The following is an 18989-nucleotide window of genomic DNA, read 5'->3' as shown; positions in this document are numbered from 1 at the left end:
CTAGTGACCTTTCATTGTTCTTAGTTTCGGATTGAGTATCAGTGTCAAGATATCGGCAGCCAGATTCAGTCCGACATAAATGCTCGCGAGAACCAGAGCGATTCCCTGTACAAGGGGCAGGTCTCGATCGCCAATGGCATCGACGATCAACCGGCCAATACCGGGGTAGTTGAATACAACCTCGATCACCACGACCCCACCCAACATCCACGCAATGGTCAGAGCTATTAGGTTGATGGTTGGAACCAGCGCGTTGGGGAGCACATGGCGCCGGACCATCGCCCAGTATGGGACGCCCTTGAGTTTAGCCATCTTGATGTACTCGCTGTTCATTACGTCAATGACGCTGGTGCGAACCATACGCATGATATGGGCCGTCATGATGCCCGCCAGAGCAATCACTGGCAGGATGATGTCACCCAGGAATTCACCCAGTGGGGCTGCCGGTCGGGTGATGACAATGCCGGGCAACCATTTCAGCCAGATCGAGAAGATAAGGATTAGAATGGTCCCCATGACAAACTCGGGAATGGTCATGACGACAATTGCGAAAGTGGAAAGACCGATATCCAGTGGTCGGTCGCGCCAAAGGCCAGAGACGGTACCCAGCATAATTGCAAGCGGCACGCCGAGTGCACAGGCTGAAAGTCCAAGCAAAAGAGTGTTCCGCAATCTGATGCCGACCAATTCTGTAACGGTATCTTTGCGTGCCATCGATTGGCCTAAATCTCCGTGCAGGGCAGCACCGATCCACTCGACAAATCGTTCAAAGGCCGGGCGATTCAACCCAAATTCCTCTTGGCAAAGCAACAGCCTATTGCCCTTAGCGGCCCGCCCCAGGAAGGATGTACAGGCATCCCCCGGTAACGCCTCGACCGCCAGAAACACGATCGTGACTACGATCGCGATGGTGATGGCCGCCAGGACCAGTCTTTTAAGAAGTAGATTCAGCACATTAGATTACCGGAAAGGCTTATTCTTTACCGACAAGATGCCAGCGGGTGTGCTGTTCGTCTATCTCATCAAATCCGGAAACCCCTTCAGCGAGCACGCGAGTAATGTTCAAGTGGAACGGAATTAGTGTGCCACCTTCTTCCCATAGAAGCGTCTGAGCATCGCCATAAAGCGCAGCCCGCTCTTCGAACGACGGAGCACGCCGCGCGGCGTCGAGCTTATCGTCAAATTCCGGGTTGCTGTAACGCGACTCGTTCCAAGACGCGCTGCCTCGGAAGGCCTCATTCAGGATTTGATCAGCGGGGCGTGAGCTCCACCAGGAGAGGAAGGCTGGATGTTTCATCCAGACATCGCTCCAGTAGCCGTCGGACGGTTCCATGTTGATCGAAACATTGATGCCCGCAGCGGCCGCTTGCTGCTGGTAAACCTCCGCAATATTGACCCAGTGTTGGTCCAAATTCGACGTGCTGATTTCAATGTCGATGCCGTCTGGATAGCCAGCTTCAGCCAATAGAGCTTTTGCCCCTTCAATATCCTGCGGGCAGCTTTGTTCAGCCCGGTACTGGTCCGCAGGAAAGACCGGATTGTCACAGCTGACTGTGCCACCGTTCGGGCCGACGACCAATTCGGCCATCGCTTTCCGGTCGACGACCATTCGCAGGGCTTTGCGCACCTTAGGATCATCGAATGGCGCTTCGCGTACATCGAAGGATATGCCCTTCCAATCGCCCGCTGAGTAAGACTGCAATGTGAAACTGTCGTTATTGGCAAAAAGCGGAGCTTGCTGCGCGTTCACGGACAAAATCCAGTCGATCTGCCCTCCAAGCATGGCCTGTACACGCGCCTGTGCATCCGGGATGCCGATAATTTCAATACGGTCCAACTTGGGCGCGCCTTCCCAATAATCGGGATTGCCAACTAGTACGGTTGTGCCTTCGGGATCGAGCGTATCTAGTTTGAACGGACCGGTGCCAATGCCGGTATCACCGATAGTTGCTCCGGACTCGGATGGGATCATCCGCACACGATAATCAGTGAGCAATAGAGGGAAATCCGCATGGGCATTGTTGAGGTGAAAGATGACCTTATGATCATCGACAGCTTCGACAGTCTCGACAATTTCGAGAGCAGAAGCGAGAGGTGATTCATTGGCTGGATCCTTGATCCGCTTGAACTGCTCGACCACATCGGCGGCATCAAAAGTACTACCGTCGTGGAAGGTCACCCCTTCGCGAAGATTGAAAGTCCAGTTCTTGGCATCTTCTGAAGCCTCCCAGCTGACCGCAAGGGATGCCTCGGGACGTCCATCAGGGGCGATGCGGACCAGCTTGTTCTGAGCAATGATGACGGCATAGTAGAACCGGTTCGTGCCGATCGGATCCATACTTTCGGCTCCGCCCATTCCGACCGGGTGTCCAAAGCGGAGTACTTTCTCCGCATAAGCCGATTGCGCCGACAGACCGATCATCCCCGACGCGCATAGTGCAGTGGTGGCTAAAAATTTTGAGATGTCATTCATCGCTAGCTCCCTATTGTGCGTGTGATCCCAATCTGTGATCACACATTTATTTGTGCAGAAGCTGCCTCAGTCTGCCAATCGAGTCAAGAAAATCTGTGATCTCAGATTTGCAAGCGCCTAATCTTCACCCATCGGACACGGCCCGTCGCTCGCGTTCACTGAAATATGTGGAGCCCCAATTTACATCGGATTCAATCAGCTCACGCACTCGTTTCGCGTCTCCAGCTTCGAATGCATCAATGATGTCGTGATGCTCGTTGGCCCAATCCTTTTGTTCAGCGAATTCTCGAATGGCACGGCCCAGCCAGGGCCCACTGCGTGCATAGAGTGTCTCGGCGATCTCGCTCAGATCTGAGTTGCGCGTCGACTGGTAAATCAGTGAATGGAAATGAAAATTGTTCAATAGAAAATCGTGTGCGTCAAACCTGCTCCAAGCATCATCCATCTTCGATGCGTACCGACGAAGGCGTTCCAAATCAGCACTGGTCAGAAAAGAAATTGCGCGTTCCGCTCCAGCCCCCTCAAGTGTGGCGCGCACAAAGAACAAATCTTCGGCATCTTCAGCAGAAATATCAGGGACGCGATAGGCACGCTTTGCCGATCCAACAAGGGCCTTTTCCGTTTCAAGCCGCTTTAGCGCCTCACGCACCGGCATCGTTGAGACGTTGAACTCATCCGCCAGTTTCCGAATCGAAAGACGGTCATCAGGCGCGAGATCGCCCACAATTAGTCTTAGGCGCAAATCTTCGTAGATTTTTTCGCCTAGGTTCGCATTTTCCAGTTTCGCTATACTCAAGAGTCGCACCACAACAAATGAAGTTTCTCGGCCTTACACTAGAGGCCATTGCGCCAGCAGACAAATTCAGCCAATTCATTCTTGGCTCAAAGGTCTCCCAGACAGACCGATTTGCTCACCAGGTTGAATCCCGAGCGCGTTGGTGATCCGCGCCCAGTAAGCAAAAGAAGCAGCAATCTGAGCAATGTAGCTGATCGAGATATCGCAAAGCCCGGCGTGACGCAGCGCGTTGATGTCTTGCTGTGACATCTCGCCTGGCGTCAAGCTCAGCTTCTTGGTGAATGTAAGCGACGCGCGTGCATCCTCAGTGAGCGCGTATTCGTAATGACCCAAACGAAGCCCGTTGAGTATCCGACCCGATACGTCCCGGTCGCCAAAGTAATGTTCGAAATTCTCGCCGTGGTTCAACGCGGCATACTGACTGCCGCAGAGGATCGACACATAGGTTGCGACAAGTTCTGCCAGCCACGGCTTTAGAGGTGAGGCCGGGTCGTGAAGAAGTGCCAGGTAGTGTTCGTCCGCCGGTTTGATCACACGTGGCGTGAGCGACATGGCTTTGTAAAGGTTCTCGACCTGCCCGTCGCTCATGGTCACGGCTTTGTAGGCCTCGGCCAATTCGCCCGTCGCATCTTGCTCTGCTACCCAGCTAACCCAAGCTACTTTTTCTTTTGTCATGTTCGCCCGACCTCGTCAGATTCCAATGTCATAGCGAATATCCGATGTGAGGTGCCCCTGCCCTGCCTTGTCAAGCATGTCGCGGATGTCTTCGCGATCAAGAAACACAAAACGCCCATCTTTCCAGATCCATTCGTCATCAAAGGCGATGCTGGCATCAAAGAGCTGAAAGGATAAGTCGCCAGGATCCTGCCCGGCGGCATGAATATGCGTGTATCTAGGCGAGCCATAGGCGACTGTGCCCCACCGCTCAAGGTTAGCAAAGGGATCACCCTCAAAAAACGTAAATGGGTTCACGCCTGTGTGCCATGAGTTTAACCGGAATGGGTCACCGCCGGTGATCGACGCAGCGCGGCGACACTGTTCCTTCAATGCCGCGATCATTTCCGTCTCGCCTTCGAAAGCTACGATCCGCCCGCTCTCGATGGTCAATTTCACGGGTGAAGTCATCATCAACACGCTGTTTTGATAGGCGCGCGTCGAAGTAGACAGCGTAAAATCCTCAACCAATAGTGTTCCGCTCAGGTTGCGAAACCCGATCGGCGGAAAGATCATTGTCGGGAAAAGCTTGAGTGAAAATGGGATCAGATCGGTTTCTTCGCTGCTATTTCGTATCTCACCGACCAGGTCAGTACCGTTTGCTTTGAATATGCGATAGCTAGAGGCGCTTGAGATCACCTCCAGAAGTTGCTCGAGTATATATTCGGTCGTAGCAAAATCTGTCGCGCCAAAGTCCGACGCCATATGCCGTCGAGTTAGTGCGTAGCTCATCACCTTGCCGCCCTTGCCCGGACTGGCAAGAAATCGAACTTGGTCGCCAAGCCGGGAGAAGAACACCGTAATGTCCGCCTCGGCCATGGCCGCCGCAACAGTGGTGGGAAACTCCTGCGCAGAGACAACCGGCTCCGCCAAAATATGCGAGGCTCGGAACCCTATTTCCGTTGCTTCACGCGCGAAGTCTATCGCTAACTGCGGTTCAAAAAACGTGTTTGAGCCCGCCTCACCAACCACCAGAACACGATCATTCTCTTGTGCTCCTGCACATTGAACAAGCAGGTTTCGCACGCTGTCCCGAATTACGATTTCACCCATACCCTCTCCAGAAAGCAATTGACTCCGAACAAGATATGCACAATCTGTGATCACAGTTCAAATGAAACTTTCAAAAACTGTAAGCCGTCACACGATGCAAAAGCAAACCAGATATTCCGGGTTTTCGCTGGCCTGGCACGCATTAAGCGGACATCGTCGATGGCAGAAAATACTGCCAGACTGCGATCCACTTCCCAGCTATGACATTGTAATTGTCGGAGGCGGGGGGCATGGGCTGGCGACTGCCTATTACCTTGCCAAAAAACAAGGAATTTCAAGTGTCGCCGTCTTCGAAGCCGGTTGGCTGGGTGGTGGAAACACTGCGAGAAACACAGCAATCGTTCGGTCGGATTATCTACTTGAAGCAAGTTTCGGACTGAAAAATCTAGCGTTGGACCTTTGGTCCGATCTCAGTCAGGAGTTGAACTTCAATCTTATGTATTCACCGAGGGGCTATGTTGATTTGGCCCATTCGGATGGTCAGCTTGAACACTTTGTTCTACGCGCCAATGCCATGAACTTGCGCGGTGCAGATGCTCGCATTCTTGGACGGAATGAACTCAGGACCCGAGTACCGCAACTCTCCCTTTCATCAGATGACCGGTTTCCTGTTTCGGGCGCGCTCGTGCAGGAGAAAGGCGGTATCGTCCGGCATGATGCGGTGGCGTGGGGATTTGCGCGGAAGGCCGCGGCCTCTGGCGTGCATGTCTTTCAGAACTGCCCGGTCATCGGGTTCGACATCCGAAACGGTCGTTTAAATGCGGTAGAGACCGCGATGGGAAAGGTTTCATGCGATCAGGCGATGGTTTCGGTTGCAGGTGCTTCGGCCCGGCTGGCGGATTTGGCAGGATTTCCCCTGCCCGTCACACCCGTTAATGTGCAAGCCTTCGTAACCGAGCCGGTCAAGCCGGTGCTTGATTGCGTAGTCAACTATAATGCCGGGCTTTCTTATGTCAGCCAGACCGATAAGGGGGAACTGGTTCTTGGTGGAATGACCGACGGTGTTCACTCTACAGCCAGGCGCGGTGCCTTCAGCACTATCGAGGATACTTTGGCCCGTGCGGTGCAGATGTTTCCATTTCTCACACGACTACGATTGATGCGGCACTGGTCGGGCACAGCAGACATGACAATGGATGGCAATGCCATCATCGGTAACTCGCCAATTGAAGGGCTCAAGATCAATGCGGGATGGGGATATGCTGGGTTCAAAGCAACGCCCGCTGTCGGCCACGAAATGGCGGCTACTTTGGCCAGCGGACAGGTCTCCGATCTGCTTGCGCCCTTCTCGCTTGATCGGTTTGAGTCCGGTGCACTGATCGACGACGCCGGTATCGGCCCCTACCCTTGGCTGCATTAAGGGGTTTGCGATGTTGTTGATCCACTGCCCCCATTGCGGACCGCGTGAACAATCCGAGTTTTCCTATGGAGGGATAAGGAGCCCCCTGCCCGCGCTAGACGGCTCTACGTCGCACTGGCACATGGCGGTGCATCTACGCCCCGGCGCGCAAGCGGTCTGTGAAGAGCTCTGGTACCACGAAGCGGGATGCGAGTGCTGGATCACCTTGCGGCGCGATCAGCGCACACATGAATTCGTGGCGGAGGCTGAGCCATGACCCAAAGCTTCCGCCTGCCCCAGGGCGGCCTCATTGACCGCTCCCGCCCCTTACCATTTCGGTTCAATGGCACGAAATTCCAAGGCTACGAGGGCGACACTCTTGCTTCGGCGCTGTTGGCCAATGGTGTGCATCACGTGGCGCGCTCGATTAAATACCACCGGCCCCGTGGCATCATGTCCGACGGGCTCGAAGAGCCTTCGGCCCTTCTAACGGTGACCGACGAGAGGGGCACAACCCCAAACCTCAAGGCCACCGAGGTTCCGCTGCGTGCAGGGCTCGAGGCTGTTAGCCAAAACCATTGGCCATCTCTGCGCCACGATTTGGGGTCGATACTGCAGGCAGGCTCCCAGCTACTGTCGGCCGGATTCTACTACAAGTCCTTCATGTGGCCACGCAACGCCTGGCACCGCCATTATGAACGTATCATCCGCCGTATGGCAGGCCATGGTGTGGTTGACACCAACCTCGACGGTACATCCTATGATAAGCGCCAAATGCACTGCGATATCCTGGTGATTGGTACCGGCCCCGCAGGCATGACCGCAGCGATAACCGCCGCACGTGCCGGTGCGACAACGGTGATTGTCGAGCGAGATACGCGACTGGGCGGCAGCCATCTGAGAACCGGCGGCATCGGGCAGGGAATATCTCAGGACATTGAAAAAGAACTGCGATCGATCTCGAATGTAAGGTTACTTTCCGGCGCGCTGGCGTTTGGTATCTACGATCACGGGCTCGCTCTGGTAACAGAGACCCGGCCCGATGCGCCCGCCCGTGCGATCATGTGGAAAATCCGCGCTCGCCGTATCCTACTTGCTAGCGGTGCCATCGAAAAGCCGCTGGTTTTTCCCGGCAATGACCGCCCAGGCATCCTGCTCGCGGGGGCTGTGCGCAGCTACATCCACCGCTACGCCGTCAGACCGGGCACCCGCGCCGTTCTTGCCATCGCGAATCCGACTGAACTCAATGAAACCAAGCGAGCGCTGCAGGAGGCCGAGATTGCCATCGCCTCGACGGTCGAGGACGGAGATACTCTGCTGCGGGCCAAGGGCCGCGCTCACTTGTCGGGTATTGTTTTGCAGCGCTCCAACGGGCAGCGCGAAACGCTGGCCTGTGACTTACTCTGTGTCTCAGGTGGCTGGGCACCTGCGGCGCATCTTTTCTCGCATGCCGGCGGCAAACTGGTCTGGCGTGACAGGCTTGGGCTGGTGCCTGAGGGCGTCCATTCGATTGTCACACCAATCGGCGGTGCTCGAGGCACCTTCGAACCGGAAACCGCTCGGGAAGAAGGACGTGCCGCAGCTCAGCAAGCATTGGGCGAATTGCACATTCATAAACCAATGCCAGCGAACCTTTCAGACCCGGTACCCCCTGAGCAAATATCCTTTGCTACCGGTAGGGGAAAAGCCTTTGCAGACCTGCAAAACGACGTGACCCGTGCCGACATCGCCCAAGCTGTACGTGAAGGGTACGAGGATGTCGAATTGGTCAAGCGTTACACTACGCTGGGCATGGGTACCGACCAGGGCAAGACTAGCTGGACAAATGGTATTGAAGAGGTCGCTCAGATCACCGGTCGCGCCACTTGCGAGATCGGCCATACGACATTTCGCCCACCCTATTCTCCGGTGAGTATTGGCGCGCTGGTGGGGGCCGAGACCGGACAGAACATGGTGCCCGCGCGGCGTACGCCGTTTCACCGGGCCTTCGAAACTGTAGACTGTGTTTTCCAAACCTCGGGCGACTGGCTCTATTCCCGGTATTTCGCATCACCAGGCGAGAACATGGCCGACGCAGTTGCGCGCGAGGTCATCGCTGTGCGGAGCAGCCTTGGTTGCGTCGATATGTCGACGCTGGGCAAGTTCGAAGTCCGCGGTGCTGATGCACTGACCTTCCTGTCGCGGGTCTACTGCAATGGGATTGCTGCGATCAAGCCAGGTCGCCTGCGATATGGGCTGATGCTTCGCGAAGACGGAATTGTTTTCGATGACGGCACCATTTCTTGTATCGCGCCTGATCATTTCTTAGTCACCGCGACAACGGCCAATGCCGGATCTGTTTGGCGGCATCTGCGCAAACTGGTGCAGGTCGACTGGCCCGAACTCAATGTGCATTTAACCGATGTAAGCGCGCAATGGGCCTCACTGGCTATTGCCGGGCCACGGGCCCGCGATCTGTTGAATGCGCTTTCCCCCGACTTTGAAACGTCGTCCCAGGCTTTTCCCTTTGCTTCGGTACGTGAGAGCATGCTTGGCGGAGATCTGCCTCTACGTGCCTTCTCAGTCAGCTTTTCTGGGGAACTGAGTTATGAATTGAACGTCCCTGCCGGGTTTGCCGAAACACTCTTTGCCCGGGTGATGACCGAAGGCGCCAAATGGAGCATCACCCCATATGGGCTCGAGGCGCTAGATGTTCTGCGTATCGAGAAGGGCCATCTGTCTATTGGGACAGAGATTGACGGGCGCCGCACGCCTGACGATCTGGGTCTTGGCCGCATGGTTTCGAAGAAGAAGGACTTTCTAGGCAAGGCGCTGCTCGCTCGCGCTGCCCTGCAAGCCCCAGACCGGCCGCAACTTGTTGGGCTGAAACCGATTGAACTTGGTGCGGTTATCCCGCCGGGTGGTCATCTGACCGCCAAGGCGCTGACCGGGCGCGTCCAAACGATTTTGGGTTTTCTGACCGCCGCAGTGAACAGCCCCACCCTAGGTCATAACATCGCACTGGCTTACCTTGATAGCGGTCACACACGGTACGGCGAACGGCTTTGGGTGACGTCTCCGGTGGCTGGAGTTTCGACTGAGGTCGAAGTGACCTCACCACATTTCTATGACCCTGATGGAGAACGCCTACATGGATGATCGATCTCTCAGGTCACCTGCAACCGATGCCAACGGCCCGTTTGGCCTGGGGCTGCAGCTTTTCGAACACGTGCTAGAGATATGTGAGACAGCCGACAGCAGCGCTTCACCTGCTTTTGGACAGTGCCAGCGCGATGGCCCGGTCACCCGCCTGCGTCACTGGCCCGATCGCATTTGGTACGTTTCCGAGCACGCCGACAGCCTCCCCAAAGGCACGGATATTGGCCATGGGGTTGTCGTGTTGGGCTTGCGAGGCAACGGCTCATTGCGCTTTCTCGCCGACTATTGCACCGCCGATCTGCAATCCGCCGCGGCCCGGCAGGCTGGAACGGTCCGCTGCGGGCTAGGTCAATTTACTGTGCTGATGTGGTGGGATATCACTCGGGATATTCATATTACAATTGATCGCAGCCAAGCGCAATCGCTGGCAGATTTTTTGCGTGCGCTTGTCAAACGCCGCGAGCTCCATGATCATTTGGACTGAAGAATGAAGCTTCTTCGCAAAACCACCCTAGTCGCTTAGAGAATTCCCAAACAGATCCTGGCAAAAGGTCACAAACGGACCAACCAGAGAATTCTTTGGGGCCTCTTTGTTCGAGGCCATCACAATATGCGTCGGTGGAAGTGCGTCGTCGAGTTGGACCGGTACAACCCGGCCGCCATCATAGGTCGTGTTCTCGGCTGGCTTCATCGACAAAAGCGAGATCCCAAGCCCGTTCGCAACATTACATCGCACTGATTCAATTGAGGATGAGCGGAAGGCAACCTTTGGCTCAATATCGAATTTCGCGAACAGACCAAGAAAATACTCTCGGCTTCGCGGGGCATCGAAAAGTATAAAATCCTCACCGTCAATTTCGCCAACAGACACAGTTTTTCGTGATGCCAGACGGTGGTCCGGCGGCACAATCAGATATGGGCACGACCTAGCGAGTGGCCACATGTGGAATTGGGCCTCATCAATTCCAAGGTCATAAAGAATCGCCAGATCAATCTCGTTCCTATCCAGGGCGATGAGCAACTCGTCCTGCAATCGTTCGTGAACATCAAGCACAACACCCGGGTTTTTCACCCGGTATTCCCTCAAAATTCGTGCCAGATAGAATGGCGCAATCGACTGAAAGCACCCTAAACGCAGCGTCCCTACTCTGTGCGCAGCTATGTCTGCAACAGCAACATCCATCTGCTTTGCATAAACCAACATCTGTTCGGCATACCGAAGGAACTCGGTGCCCTGTGCAGTCAGCTCCATTCCGCGTGCGTGAAGCCGCCGAAACAGCACAAGGCCTGTTTGATCTTCCAGTTTGGAGATGGCTTGGGCCACAGCTGGCTGTGAGATACCGATGACTTGCGCCGCCGGTGCGATACCCCCTTTTAGAGCTACAGCTTTGAAGTAACGGCATTGTTTGAGCGTGATCTCGACCATGGCACTTGGATAACTTTTTTCACTGCAAAGGCAATAAAAAACAGTTTTTGTTTTCTTTCGCGCCCCGCTACAAAATCTCAGACATCACTTTGATCGCAGGAGAACCCAATGGAACTTCATGACATTATCGATCTCAAAACCTATCCTATAGCCGACGCGGGTTTTCGCACCGCCAGCAAAGAAGAATTCGATAGAACGGGTGTATTCGTGATGCCGGGGTTTGTGCGGCCGGCCGCAATTGAAGCAGTTCGCGATGAAGGGCTCGCCAACAAGGGCAAGGTGTTCAAATCCACAAAACAGCACAATGTCTACTTGACCCACCAGGATGAAGACCTTCCCGATGAGCACGCACGCAACCGTCTTGTCACATCATCCAAAGGGTGCATTACCGATGATTTGATGCCGCAGAACTCGCCTCTGCGCACGCTCTACAATGACCCGGTTTTCCGTGACTTCCTGTGTGAGGTGCTTGGCGAGAAAGAGATGCATGAATATGCCGACCCGCTGTCGTCCATCAACCTGCACTTTGCCGAAAAGGGTGAAGAACTTGGTTGGCACTTTGACAATTCATCCTTTGCCATCACGCTGATGGTGCAACCCCCGGAAAAGGGTGGGACGTTCGAGTATGTCAATGCTGTTCGCGATGCCGATTCAGGTGAAATGGGTTTTGACAAGGTCGACATGGTGCTCGACGGAGTAACCCCGGTGGAAACAGTGGAGGCCGATGCCGGGACCTTGGTTTTTTTCCGTGGTCGCAACTCGATTCACAGAGTAGCTCCTAATGAAGGCGACCTGACACGCATCCTGGCCGTTTTGGCCTATAACTCGGAGCCTGGTGTGGAACTCTCTGAAGCTGCTCGGATGACGTTCTATGGGCGCTTAAGCTAAGTGAGCATGACCCTCACCCACTTGGTAAAACAAAGGGCGCTTGGCAGCGTGTGACAAAATCCTCTCGTGATGCATTGGTTGCTATGTGATCTTGTCGGATCTGCGCGACGGCTTGCTTGAATGTCCATTTTCGTTGCCGCCTATGTGCCGATCGCATGCAACTGCTCGCTCGGTTACTCTTTGACAACCGTTTCAGTAACAAAAAGACGCTCGCGTGAACCAACGTTGGGTCTATCCCAACAAAGGTACGTAATGCGACATAGGATTAGGGCCGCGCCCTGACGCGGATGATTGTCTGCCTGCTTGTCTCGAACTGTCGCGCGATAGCTGAGATTGTTTCGCCGTTTTCCAGCTTTTGCTTCACTTCGGCCTGCTGATCCTCGGAAAGGGCTGATGGTCGTCCTAGGGGCTTACCTTCTGCTTTGGCGCGAGCGAGGCCGGATTGGGTGCGCTCGATGAGAAGGTCTCGTTCGAATTGGGCGACAGCGTTGATGACGTTCATGGTCATCTTCCCAGCGGAACTGGTGAGGTCGACCCCGCCCAGGGCCAAACAATGAACGCGTATTCCGATTTTTTCCAGACGAGCAACGGTGGTACTAACATCCATGGCGTCGCGACCCAGCCTGTCGAGTTTGGTGACGATCAGAACGTCGCCCTTTTCCATTTTGTCGAGTAATTTGGAAAATCCCTGGCGCTGCGCAATTGCCATGGAACCGGAGATGGTCTCCATGATTATGCGATGGGGTTCGATGGCGAACCCGGCGGCCTTAATCTCTCTGATCTGATTTTCAGGTGTCTGATCGAAAGTTGAGACACGTGCGTATGCGAAGGTGCGTGACATGGGTGGATTTGTTACGAAATGGTTGTACGGAACTCTACCTGTGTCCTATATTATTGCAAGTTAATTTACGGACAGGTTTTGGAACCCTGTCCGCAATCGAACCTTTCGGTTACCTCTGACACAAGAGCAGTCATGGCACGCATGCGCATCCTCACAGCCAACGAACAGCAGGCGTTCGACAAGCCGCCTGTATTTGATCATCGCGACCGGAAGAAGCTCTTCGATTTTCCCAAGTCTCTGCTGACGACTGCAGCGAGCATGCGCAATACTGATCATCAGATCGGTTTTTTGGTGAGTTGCGGATATTTTTGTGCGACGCGGCGGCTCTTTGCGCCCATGGATTTTCGGGAACGCGATCTTGCCTATGTGGCAAGCCAGCTTGGTTATCCATTGCCATCAACTATTCAGTACCCGGATCGCACGCGGCAACGGCATCAGAAGATCATTCTGGATTTCCACGGGTTCACGCCCTTTGATGAAACGGCGAGCGATGCCTTGGCCATTGAGATAGCCACGATGGCGCGCATGCATCTCAAGCCGCGTCTGATCTTCGACCGCTGCCTGGACTTCCTGATCCAGCACCGCGTGCAGGTGCCATCTTCTTATCGGCTGAATGATCTGATCCGTACTGGTCTGCACGACCGTAAGGCGGAGCTGATTGCCTTGATGGATAGTCAGCTGCCCGCCGAAGCGCGGCACTTGTTGGATGATCTGTTCTCAGCTCCAGAGGATCAGAACCGATATCGTCTGACCCTTCTGAAGAAGCTTTCGCAATCGACCAGCCCTTCACGGATCAAGGAGGCCGTGGCCGATTTCGAGATCTTGTCAAAGTTGCATGTTCAACTGGACGCCGTGCTTTCAAAGCTTGATCTTGGCACTGCAGGCATCCGGTATTTTGCAGGCAGCGTCCTGAGATCGGAAATCTTCCAGATGCAACGCCGGGAGCGTAACGACCGCCACATTCATGCAGCCGCCTTTGTCGCTCATCAATTCTATCGCTGTCAGGACAACATGATCGATCTCTGGCTCAACGTCATGGCGTCATTCAAGTCTGCGGCGGCACGGGACTATCAGGAAACACTGGTGCAGGAACGCAAAGATCAGCAGCGGCAGATCGGCATTGTCGTCGAGGGTCTGGAAACATCCGTTTTCGGTGTCCTGCGTGATATCCGTGGCGTCATGGCCGCAGCCAACCTGTCAGATGCGCAAAAGGTCACGGCGACACAGACCCTTCTCAATCAGAGCAATACAGACGACTTTGACCAACTAAAGAACGATCTGGCGGCAACGGCCAGTGAAGCCGGTTGGCATGATATTCTGGAAGCCAGATCAGTGAAGCTGCAAAATCGCCTCAGCCCCCTGCTACGTGCGCTCAGTTTTATGCCAAATAAACGGGCGATTGCCCTTCTGGAGGCAATTGATCACTTCAGAAACGATGGGGCGTTGTCTGCCAGCCACGCGCCGGTGGGCTTCCTCGATGCTGGACAGCGGACCGCGCTTGTCAGAGATGATGGCAGTTTCCGGGTGTCGCTCTACAAGGTGTTCCTGTTTCAGGCGGTCACCACGGCCATCAAGTCCGGTGATCTAAATGTCGAACGATCTTACAAATACCGGCCCATGGATGCCTACCTGATCGACAAGATGCGTTGGCAGCGGGAAAAAGCCCGGCTGCTGGAACGTGCTGGTCTGACGGAATTTGCTGATCCTGACCCCGCTCTGGCGAGGCTGAATGCGGCTCTCACGGCCCAGTACAGAACGACCAATGATCGCGCGGCGAGCAATCCCCATCTCAAGTTGCGCAAGGATGGCACATTCCACATTGCCACCCCGGCGCTTGATGCCCGCGATACCGAACCATTGGGCGATCTTTTCCCCCAACGACACGACGTGGCCCTCGCTCAGGTGCTGGAGACCGTCAACAATCATTGCAACATGCTGCGGTCATTCGAACATTGGCAGCAGACTCATGTGCGGCAGGCCACATCACACCCCGCGCTGCTGGCCGGGATCATGGGATTGGGCTGTGGGATCGGTGTGAGGAAAATGGCGCGGATATCGTCCAGCGTTACCGAAAGCGAACTGGATCACACCGTAAACTGGCGCTTCTCGCTGGAAAACATCCGAGCAGCGAATGATGCCGTGGTCAGGGCCATGGATGGCATGGAATTACCCAATCTCTACCGTCAGACCCCGGATCAGCTCCACACCGCAAGCGACGGCCAGAAGTTCGAGGTGCGCGGGGACAGTCTGCATGCCAGCCGCTCATTCAAATACTTCGGGCAGGGTCAGGGTGTCAGCGCCTATACCTTCGTCGATGAACGCAACTTTCTGTGGCATTCCCTGATGATTAGCGCCGCTGACCGGGAAAGCGCTTATGTGATCGACGGGCTCATGCACAACGACGTCGTGAAAAGCGACATCCATTCCACGGACACCCATGGGTACACAGAAGCCGTCTTCGGTCTGACCCATCTATTGGGGTTTTCCTTTGCCCCCCGTATCAATGGGATTGGCAAACAGACCCTGCATATATTCAAGCCGAAACAACAGGCCGATCCCAGTTGGGTTATCCATCCCGACAAGACCATCAACGAGGCCGTGATCCGTGACAACTGGGATGATTTGCTGCGCCTCGTGGCCACCATCAAGCTCAAGGAAAATACCGCCTCCGACATCTTCCGGCGGCTGAATTCCTATTCCAGACAACACGCTCTGTATCAGACCCTCAAAGCCTTTGGGCAGATCATCAAATCCCTCTTCATACTGCGCTACATCGACGATCTCGCGCTCCGGCAAGCCATTGAGAAGCAGCTCAATAAGGTCGAGCTTGCCAACCGCTTCACCCGCGCCGTTGCTGTCGGAAACCCGCGCGAATACACTCAGACCGAAAAGGAAGAGCAGGAGATCGCAGAGGCCTGCAACCGGTTGATCCGGAATGCCATCATCTGCTGGAACTACCTCTATCTCGCAAGACAGGTCGAAAAGACACCGAATGCGGAGACGCGGGAAAACCTGCTGGGTCTGATCGCAGCCCACTCGCCAATGTCATGGGCACATATCAATATGCTCGGCGAATACGACTTCTCCGAAGAAAAACTCCGCGATACCCTCGGTGTCTTGCCCCCGAAAAAGGCGGCGTAGAAAGGACATGAAAACGAGACACGCAAAACCAAAGAAAAGCAAGCTGGCTCAACGCTATGCCGCAATTCCTATGTCGCGTTTCGTACCTTTGTTGGGACGAACCCCAAGTCGACAACGTCCTGATAAGACAGCGGGAAACGTAGATACCACCGCACAACACAAAGGATGATCTCTCGCGGAAAACGATGATGCTTGAATGGTGATCTAGGGGCGTGCAAAACCTCAAAAGCATGAACGTGGCCAAATAGCCCGATTAATGCAACAGTCCCAGTCGGACAGGATTGAATAATCCAAACCGCCAGTCCCACTGGCGGCAAGATGGTCAGAACAAACAGAGTATTTATCATTGGCGTTCGGTCAAACGTTCTCATGCCAGCGGCAGCTATCAGGGCGTCCTTCAACCCAAATCGGCTATGCCGGGCAACCACCACAGTGAGCAAAACCGCCATTGGCCAAAAAACAAAATGAACCCAAAATAATTCGTCGCCACACGGCAAGACGACACCTCAATACCAATACGTATACTGCTAATGCTGCCTAGCGGTGGTATTGCACAAATGGCTTACCGCCCAGATGAGTGATCGCCACCGGTGTTTGATACAACGCGGACAACCGTTCTGCGGTCGCGGCCTCTGCAACCGGGCCCTGAAAGGCAACTTGACCGTCCTGCAGTGCCACCACGTGATCAGACCAGCTGATCGCATAGTTCAAATCATGCACCACGATCACGATACCCTTGTCCTGCGTCTCGGCCAAATGGCGCAGCTGTGCCATTAGATTGCGTGCGTGATGCAGGTCCAGATTATTCAGCGGTTCATCCAACAGCAGCCAATCCGTATCCTGAGCATAAGCCATTGCGATAAAAGCCCGCTGCCTCTGGCCGCCGGACAGTTCATCCAGGAACCTCTGCTCCAACCCATCAAGGCCAAACAGCACCACGGCATTCTCCACAGCAGCATGATCCTCTGGGCCCAACCGCCCCTGGCTGTGCGGCCAGCGACCAAAGCCAATCAGCTCGCGGACACGGACCCGGCTGGCGACGTCCAGATGCTGCGCAACCACAGCCATGCAGCGCGCAAGCTGCGCAGGGTTAGCCTGCGCCAGATCCAACCCATCCAGCCGGATACTCCCGCTGCCGGCTGCCAGCTGGCGCGCAATCAATTTCAACAGCGTCGACTTGCCGGCACCGTTGGGGCCGATCAATGCGGTAATCCGCCCCGGCGGAAGTGTGGCATCAATACCATGAAGGATGGGCTGTAGCGCGGGACCATAGCTGAGGCCTGAGATTTCGATCACCGGATTTTGCCTTTCACCAGTAGGAACAGAAACAGCATGCCGCCGCAGAATTCGATGACAACCGACAATGTGGATTGCAGCTGCAGCAGACGCTCAAATACGGTCTGACCGGCCACCAGGATAAGGGCGCCAATCAGTGCCGACGCAGGCAGCAAAAGCGCATGACGGTGGGTCCTCATCAGGCTATGGGCCAGGCTGGCAACCAACAATCCCAGAAAGGCCAGTGGCCCAACCAGTGCGGTAGAAACTGAGACCAGCGCTGCAATTAGGCACAGCAGCCGCAGCTGCAGTCCTTCGTAAGCAACCCCCAAACTCCGAGCCGGAGCCTGACCCAGGGCGGCCACATCAAGAACCCGGTGATTACGCACCAACCAAACGCCTGCAAGCGCCAGCAGACCCAGCCCCGCCACCAGCGCACTACGGTCAATACCGCTGAACTGGGCAAACATCCGCGCCTCGACCATGGAGAACTCCGACGGATCCATCAGTCGCTGGATGAAAGCGGTAAGAGTGCGGAACATCAACCCGAGCACCACCCCCGCCAACACCATCAACTGGATGTCATGGCGGGTTCGCCCGAGTAGTGTGGTGAACAGCAGCAGTGCCGCCGCCAGCATCACGGCAGTTTCCAGCATAAAACCGGGCAGGCCGTTGATGCGGCTAGCACCGGCAGCGCCGACCCCTGCCACCAGCCCGGTTTGCAGCAGCAGGAATAGCGCATCAAACCCCATGATCGACGGTGTCAGGATGCGGTTCTGGCTGATGGTCTGGAACAGAACTGTTGCGACTCCGGCAGCAGCGCCTACCGCGAGTAGCGCCGTTAGCTTGACCAGCCGCAGTTCCAGAATATAGGCGGTTGGCCCCCGCAGGCCCCAGAAGAGGAACAACGCTACCGCCGCCGCCAGCAGCCCACCTAGGGCGATCAATCTCCGGTCAGCCACCGGCCCGCCTCCCCAACAGAAAATATAAGAATACCAGCGCTCCGAAGATACCAAACACCGTGCCCGCCGGGATCTCATAAGGATAGCGCAGCAGCCGCCCCAAAATATCGCATAGGAGCAGTAACCCGCCCCCGACAGCAGCAACCACCGGCAGACTTTCACGAAGATTGTCACCCATAAGACGGGACACCAGATTGGGGACGACCAGCCCGACAAAAGGCAGCATGCCCACGGTCACTATCACCAGCGATGACACCAGCGACACGGTGACAATGCCAAACCCCAGAACCTGTCCGTAGCGCAGGCCGAGGTTCAGGCTGACATCCCGCCCCAAACCAGCAATGGTGAACTGATCAGCAGCAAAATAGCTCAGCAGTGCGAGCCCACCAGCCAGCCACAACAGCTCATAACGGCCCGCCAGAATTCCGGAGAACTCGCCGCTCATCCAGACGCCAAGGTATTGCAAGAGGCCTGCTTCAATAGCAACAAAAGTAGCCGCGGCCATCAAAAGACCGCCGTAAACCAGCCCGGCCAACGGGATCAGCAGCACCCGTTGCGGGGGGATACGCCGCGCCAACAACATAAAGATGCCTGTGCCCACCAGTGCGGCGGCGGCGGCCCCCAGCATCTTGGCCAGGATCGACGCGCCGGGTGCAAGTAGCGTCACCGCCAAGAGCCCCAGCATCGCCGCCTCGTTGGTGCCAGTAGTACCCGGCTCGACGAATTTATTGCGCACCAACAGCTGCATGATTACCCCGGCCACTGCCAGCCCGGCACCGGTCAGCAGCACCGCCACCGTGCGCGGGATACGGCTGATGATCAGCACCTGCAACGCCTGAGGATCATGCACCAGCGCAGTGACCGACAGAGGACCGGCCCCCACAAACAGGCTAGCTAGCGCCAACAAGCCTACAGAACCTGCTGCGGGCAATAGCCACCTGCG

Annotated in this window: 16 protein-coding genes and 1 pseudogene; 6 read left to right on the top strand and 11 right to left on the bottom strand. The window is 55.6% G+C overall.

The features are described 5' to 3' along the window. The 5 genes from ACEWZM_RS20225 to ACEWZM_RS20205 all read right to left on the bottom strand — a co-directional run bounded on the left by ACEWZM_RS20225 (position 1) and on the right by ACEWZM_RS20205 (position 5036). On the bottom strand, positions 1-954 hold the full coding sequence (locus tag ACEWZM_RS20225; protein ID WP_414008296.1) for an ABC transporter permease: 954 nt from the start codon (positions 952-954) through the stop codon (positions 1-3). A 19-nt stretch (positions 955-973) separates the two neighbouring features. Continuing rightward, a complete protein-coding gene (locus ACEWZM_RS20220; RefSeq protein ID WP_414008295.1) occupies positions 974-2473 on the bottom strand; it encodes an ABC transporter substrate-binding protein in 1500 nt (499 codons plus the stop codon). A 124-nt stretch (positions 2474-2597) separates the two neighbouring features. Next, positions 2598-3269, bottom strand: a complete 672-nt coding sequence (locus ACEWZM_RS20215; protein ID WP_414008294.1) for a GntR family transcriptional regulator — start codon at positions 3267-3269, stop codon at positions 2598-2600. A gap of 75 nt (positions 3270-3344) precedes the next feature. Continuing rightward, a complete protein-coding gene (locus ACEWZM_RS20210) occupies positions 3345-3944 on the bottom strand; it encodes a peroxidase-related enzyme (protein ID WP_414008293.1) in 600 nt (199 codons plus the stop codon). Positions 3945-3959: 15 nt separating this feature from the next. Further along, a complete protein-coding gene (locus ACEWZM_RS20205; RefSeq protein WP_414008292.1) occupies positions 3960-5036 on the bottom strand; it encodes a hypothetical protein in 1077 nt (358 codons plus the stop codon). 94 nt (positions 5037-5130) lie between these two features. Between ACEWZM_RS20205 and ACEWZM_RS20200 the strand changes: the two genes are divergently transcribed. Genes ACEWZM_RS20200 through ACEWZM_RS20185 form a run of 4 tightly spaced genes read left to right on the top strand, consistent with a single transcriptional unit; the run spans position 5131 to position 9997 of the window. Then, on the top strand, positions 5131-6396 hold the full coding sequence (locus ACEWZM_RS20200) for an FAD-dependent oxidoreductase (protein ID WP_414008291.1): 1266 nt from the start codon (positions 5131-5133) through the stop codon (positions 6394-6396). Between the two features lie 10 nt (positions 6397-6406). Beyond that, positions 6407-6652: a sarcosine oxidase subunit delta gene (locus ACEWZM_RS20195; protein WP_414008290.1), complete on the top strand. Its 246-nt coding sequence runs from the start codon at positions 6407-6409 to the stop codon at positions 6650-6652. Then, positions 6649-9513 (top strand): 2Fe-2S iron-sulfur cluster-binding protein, encoded by a 2865-nt coding sequence (locus ACEWZM_RS20190; protein ID WP_414008289.1) that lies wholly within the window; start codon positions 6649-6651, stop codon positions 9511-9513. Before ACEWZM_RS20195 ends, ACEWZM_RS20190 begins: the two co-directional genes overlap by 4 nt. Then, a complete protein-coding gene (locus ACEWZM_RS20185; RefSeq protein ID WP_414008288.1) occupies positions 9506-9997 on the top strand; it encodes a hypothetical protein in 492 nt (163 codons plus the stop codon). The genes ACEWZM_RS20190 and ACEWZM_RS20185 overlap by 8 nt, the downstream gene beginning before the upstream one ends. A 27-nt stretch (positions 9998-10024) precedes the next feature. Here ACEWZM_RS20185 and ACEWZM_RS20180 read toward each other — a convergent pair whose 3' ends face one another. Further along, entirely contained in the window at positions 10025-10939 is a 915-nt protein-coding gene (locus tag ACEWZM_RS20180) for a LysR family transcriptional regulator (RefSeq protein ID WP_414008287.1), read from the bottom strand. A 108-nt stretch (positions 10940-11047) separates the two neighbouring features. Between ACEWZM_RS20180 and ACEWZM_RS20175 the strand changes: the two genes are divergently transcribed. Further along, entirely contained in the window at positions 11048-11827 is a 780-nt protein-coding gene (locus ACEWZM_RS20175) for a HalD/BesD family halogenase (RefSeq protein ID WP_414008286.1), read from the top strand. A 265-nt stretch (positions 11828-12092) separates the two neighbouring features. Here the strand turns inward: ACEWZM_RS20175 and ACEWZM_RS20170 are convergent, their stop codons facing one another. Beyond that, positions 12093-12668, bottom strand: a complete 576-nt coding sequence (locus tag ACEWZM_RS20170; RefSeq protein WP_414008285.1) for a recombinase family protein — start codon at positions 12666-12668, stop codon at positions 12093-12095. 132 nt (positions 12669-12800) lie between these two features. Here ACEWZM_RS20170 and ACEWZM_RS20165 point away from each other — a divergent pair, with 132 nt between their 5' ends. Next, positions 12801-15809: a Tn3 family transposase gene (locus ACEWZM_RS20165; protein WP_414008284.1), complete on the top strand. Its 3009-nt coding sequence runs from the start codon at positions 12801-12803 to the stop codon at positions 15807-15809. Between the two features lie 104 nt (positions 15810-15913). Here ACEWZM_RS20165 and ACEWZM_RS20885 read toward each other — a convergent pair. From ACEWZM_RS20885 to ACEWZM_RS20150, 4 genes and pseudogenes are all read right to left on the bottom strand, one after another. After that, positions 15914-16027, bottom strand: a pseudogene (locus tag ACEWZM_RS20885) (IS6 family transposase); the annotation flags it as partial. Positions 16028-16346: 319 nt separating this feature from the next. After that, positions 16347-17105 (bottom strand): iron ABC transporter ATP-binding protein, encoded by a 759-nt coding sequence (locus ACEWZM_RS20160; RefSeq protein WP_414008283.1) that lies wholly within the window; start codon positions 17103-17105, stop codon positions 16347-16349. Beyond that, positions 17102-18046, bottom strand: coding sequence for an iron chelate uptake ABC transporter family permease subunit (locus ACEWZM_RS20155; RefSeq protein ID WP_414008282.1), 945 nt, complete (start codon positions 18044-18046; stop codon positions 17102-17104). Before ACEWZM_RS20155 ends, ACEWZM_RS20160 begins: the two co-directional genes overlap by 4 nt. After that, complete coding sequence (locus ACEWZM_RS20150; RefSeq protein ID WP_414008281.1) at positions 18039-18953, bottom strand: ABC transporter permease; 915 nt, start codon at positions 18951-18953, stop codon at positions 18039-18041. The genes ACEWZM_RS20155 and ACEWZM_RS20150 overlap by 8 nt, the downstream gene beginning before the upstream one ends. Positions 18954-18989 lie beyond the last annotated feature (36 nt).

The organism is Phaeobacter cretensis (assembly GCF_047372505.1).
GTDB classification, from domain to species: domain Bacteria; phylum Pseudomonadota; class Alphaproteobacteria; order Rhodobacterales; family Rhodobacteraceae; genus Phaeobacter; species Phaeobacter cretensis.
Note: the sequence above shows the minus strand (reverse complement) of the source record. Positions and strands in the feature narration are given on the sequence as shown.

What these genes read in the sequence shown, in the direction of transcription:
- ACEWZM_RS20220 (WP_414008295.1), bottom strand. Translation starts at nt 2,473, where the DNA reads ATGAATGACATCTCAAAATTTTTAGCCACCACTGCACTATGCGCGTCG.
- ACEWZM_RS20210 (WP_414008293.1), bottom strand. Translation starts at nt 3,944, where the DNA reads ATGACAAAAGAAAAAGTAGCTTGGGTTAGCTGGGTAGCAGAGCAAGAT.
- ACEWZM_RS20205 (WP_414008292.1), bottom strand. Translation starts at nt 5,036, where the DNA reads ATGGGTGAAATCGTAATTCGGGACAGCGTGCGAAACCTGCTTGTTCAA.
- ACEWZM_RS20200 (WP_414008291.1), top strand. Translation starts at nt 5,131, where the DNA reads ATGCAAAAGCAAACCAGATATTCCGGGTTTTCGCTGGCCTGGCACGCA.
- ACEWZM_RS20195 (WP_414008290.1), top strand. Translation starts at nt 6,407, where the DNA reads ATGTTGTTGATCCACTGCCCCCATTGCGGACCGCGTGAACAATCCGAG.
- ACEWZM_RS20190 (WP_414008289.1), top strand. Translation starts at nt 6,649, where the DNA reads ATGACCCAAAGCTTCCGCCTGCCCCAGGGCGGCCTCATTGACCGCTCC.
- ACEWZM_RS20185 (WP_414008288.1), top strand. Translation starts at nt 9,506, where the DNA reads ATGGATGATCGATCTCTCAGGTCACCTGCAACCGATGCCAACGGCCCG.
- ACEWZM_RS20180 (WP_414008287.1), bottom strand. Translation starts at nt 10,939, where the DNA reads ATGGTCGAGATCACGCTCAAACAATGCCGTTACTTCAAAGCTGTAGCT.
- ACEWZM_RS20175 (WP_414008286.1), top strand. Translation starts at nt 11,048, where the DNA reads ATGGAACTTCATGACATTATCGATCTCAAAACCTATCCTATAGCCGAC.
- ACEWZM_RS20170 (WP_414008285.1), bottom strand. Translation starts at nt 12,668, where the DNA reads ATGTCACGCACCTTCGCATACGCACGTGTCTCAACTTTCGATCAGACA.
- ACEWZM_RS20165 (WP_414008284.1), top strand. Translation starts at nt 12,801, where the DNA reads ATGGCACGCATGCGCATCCTCACAGCCAACGAACAGCAGGCGTTCGAC.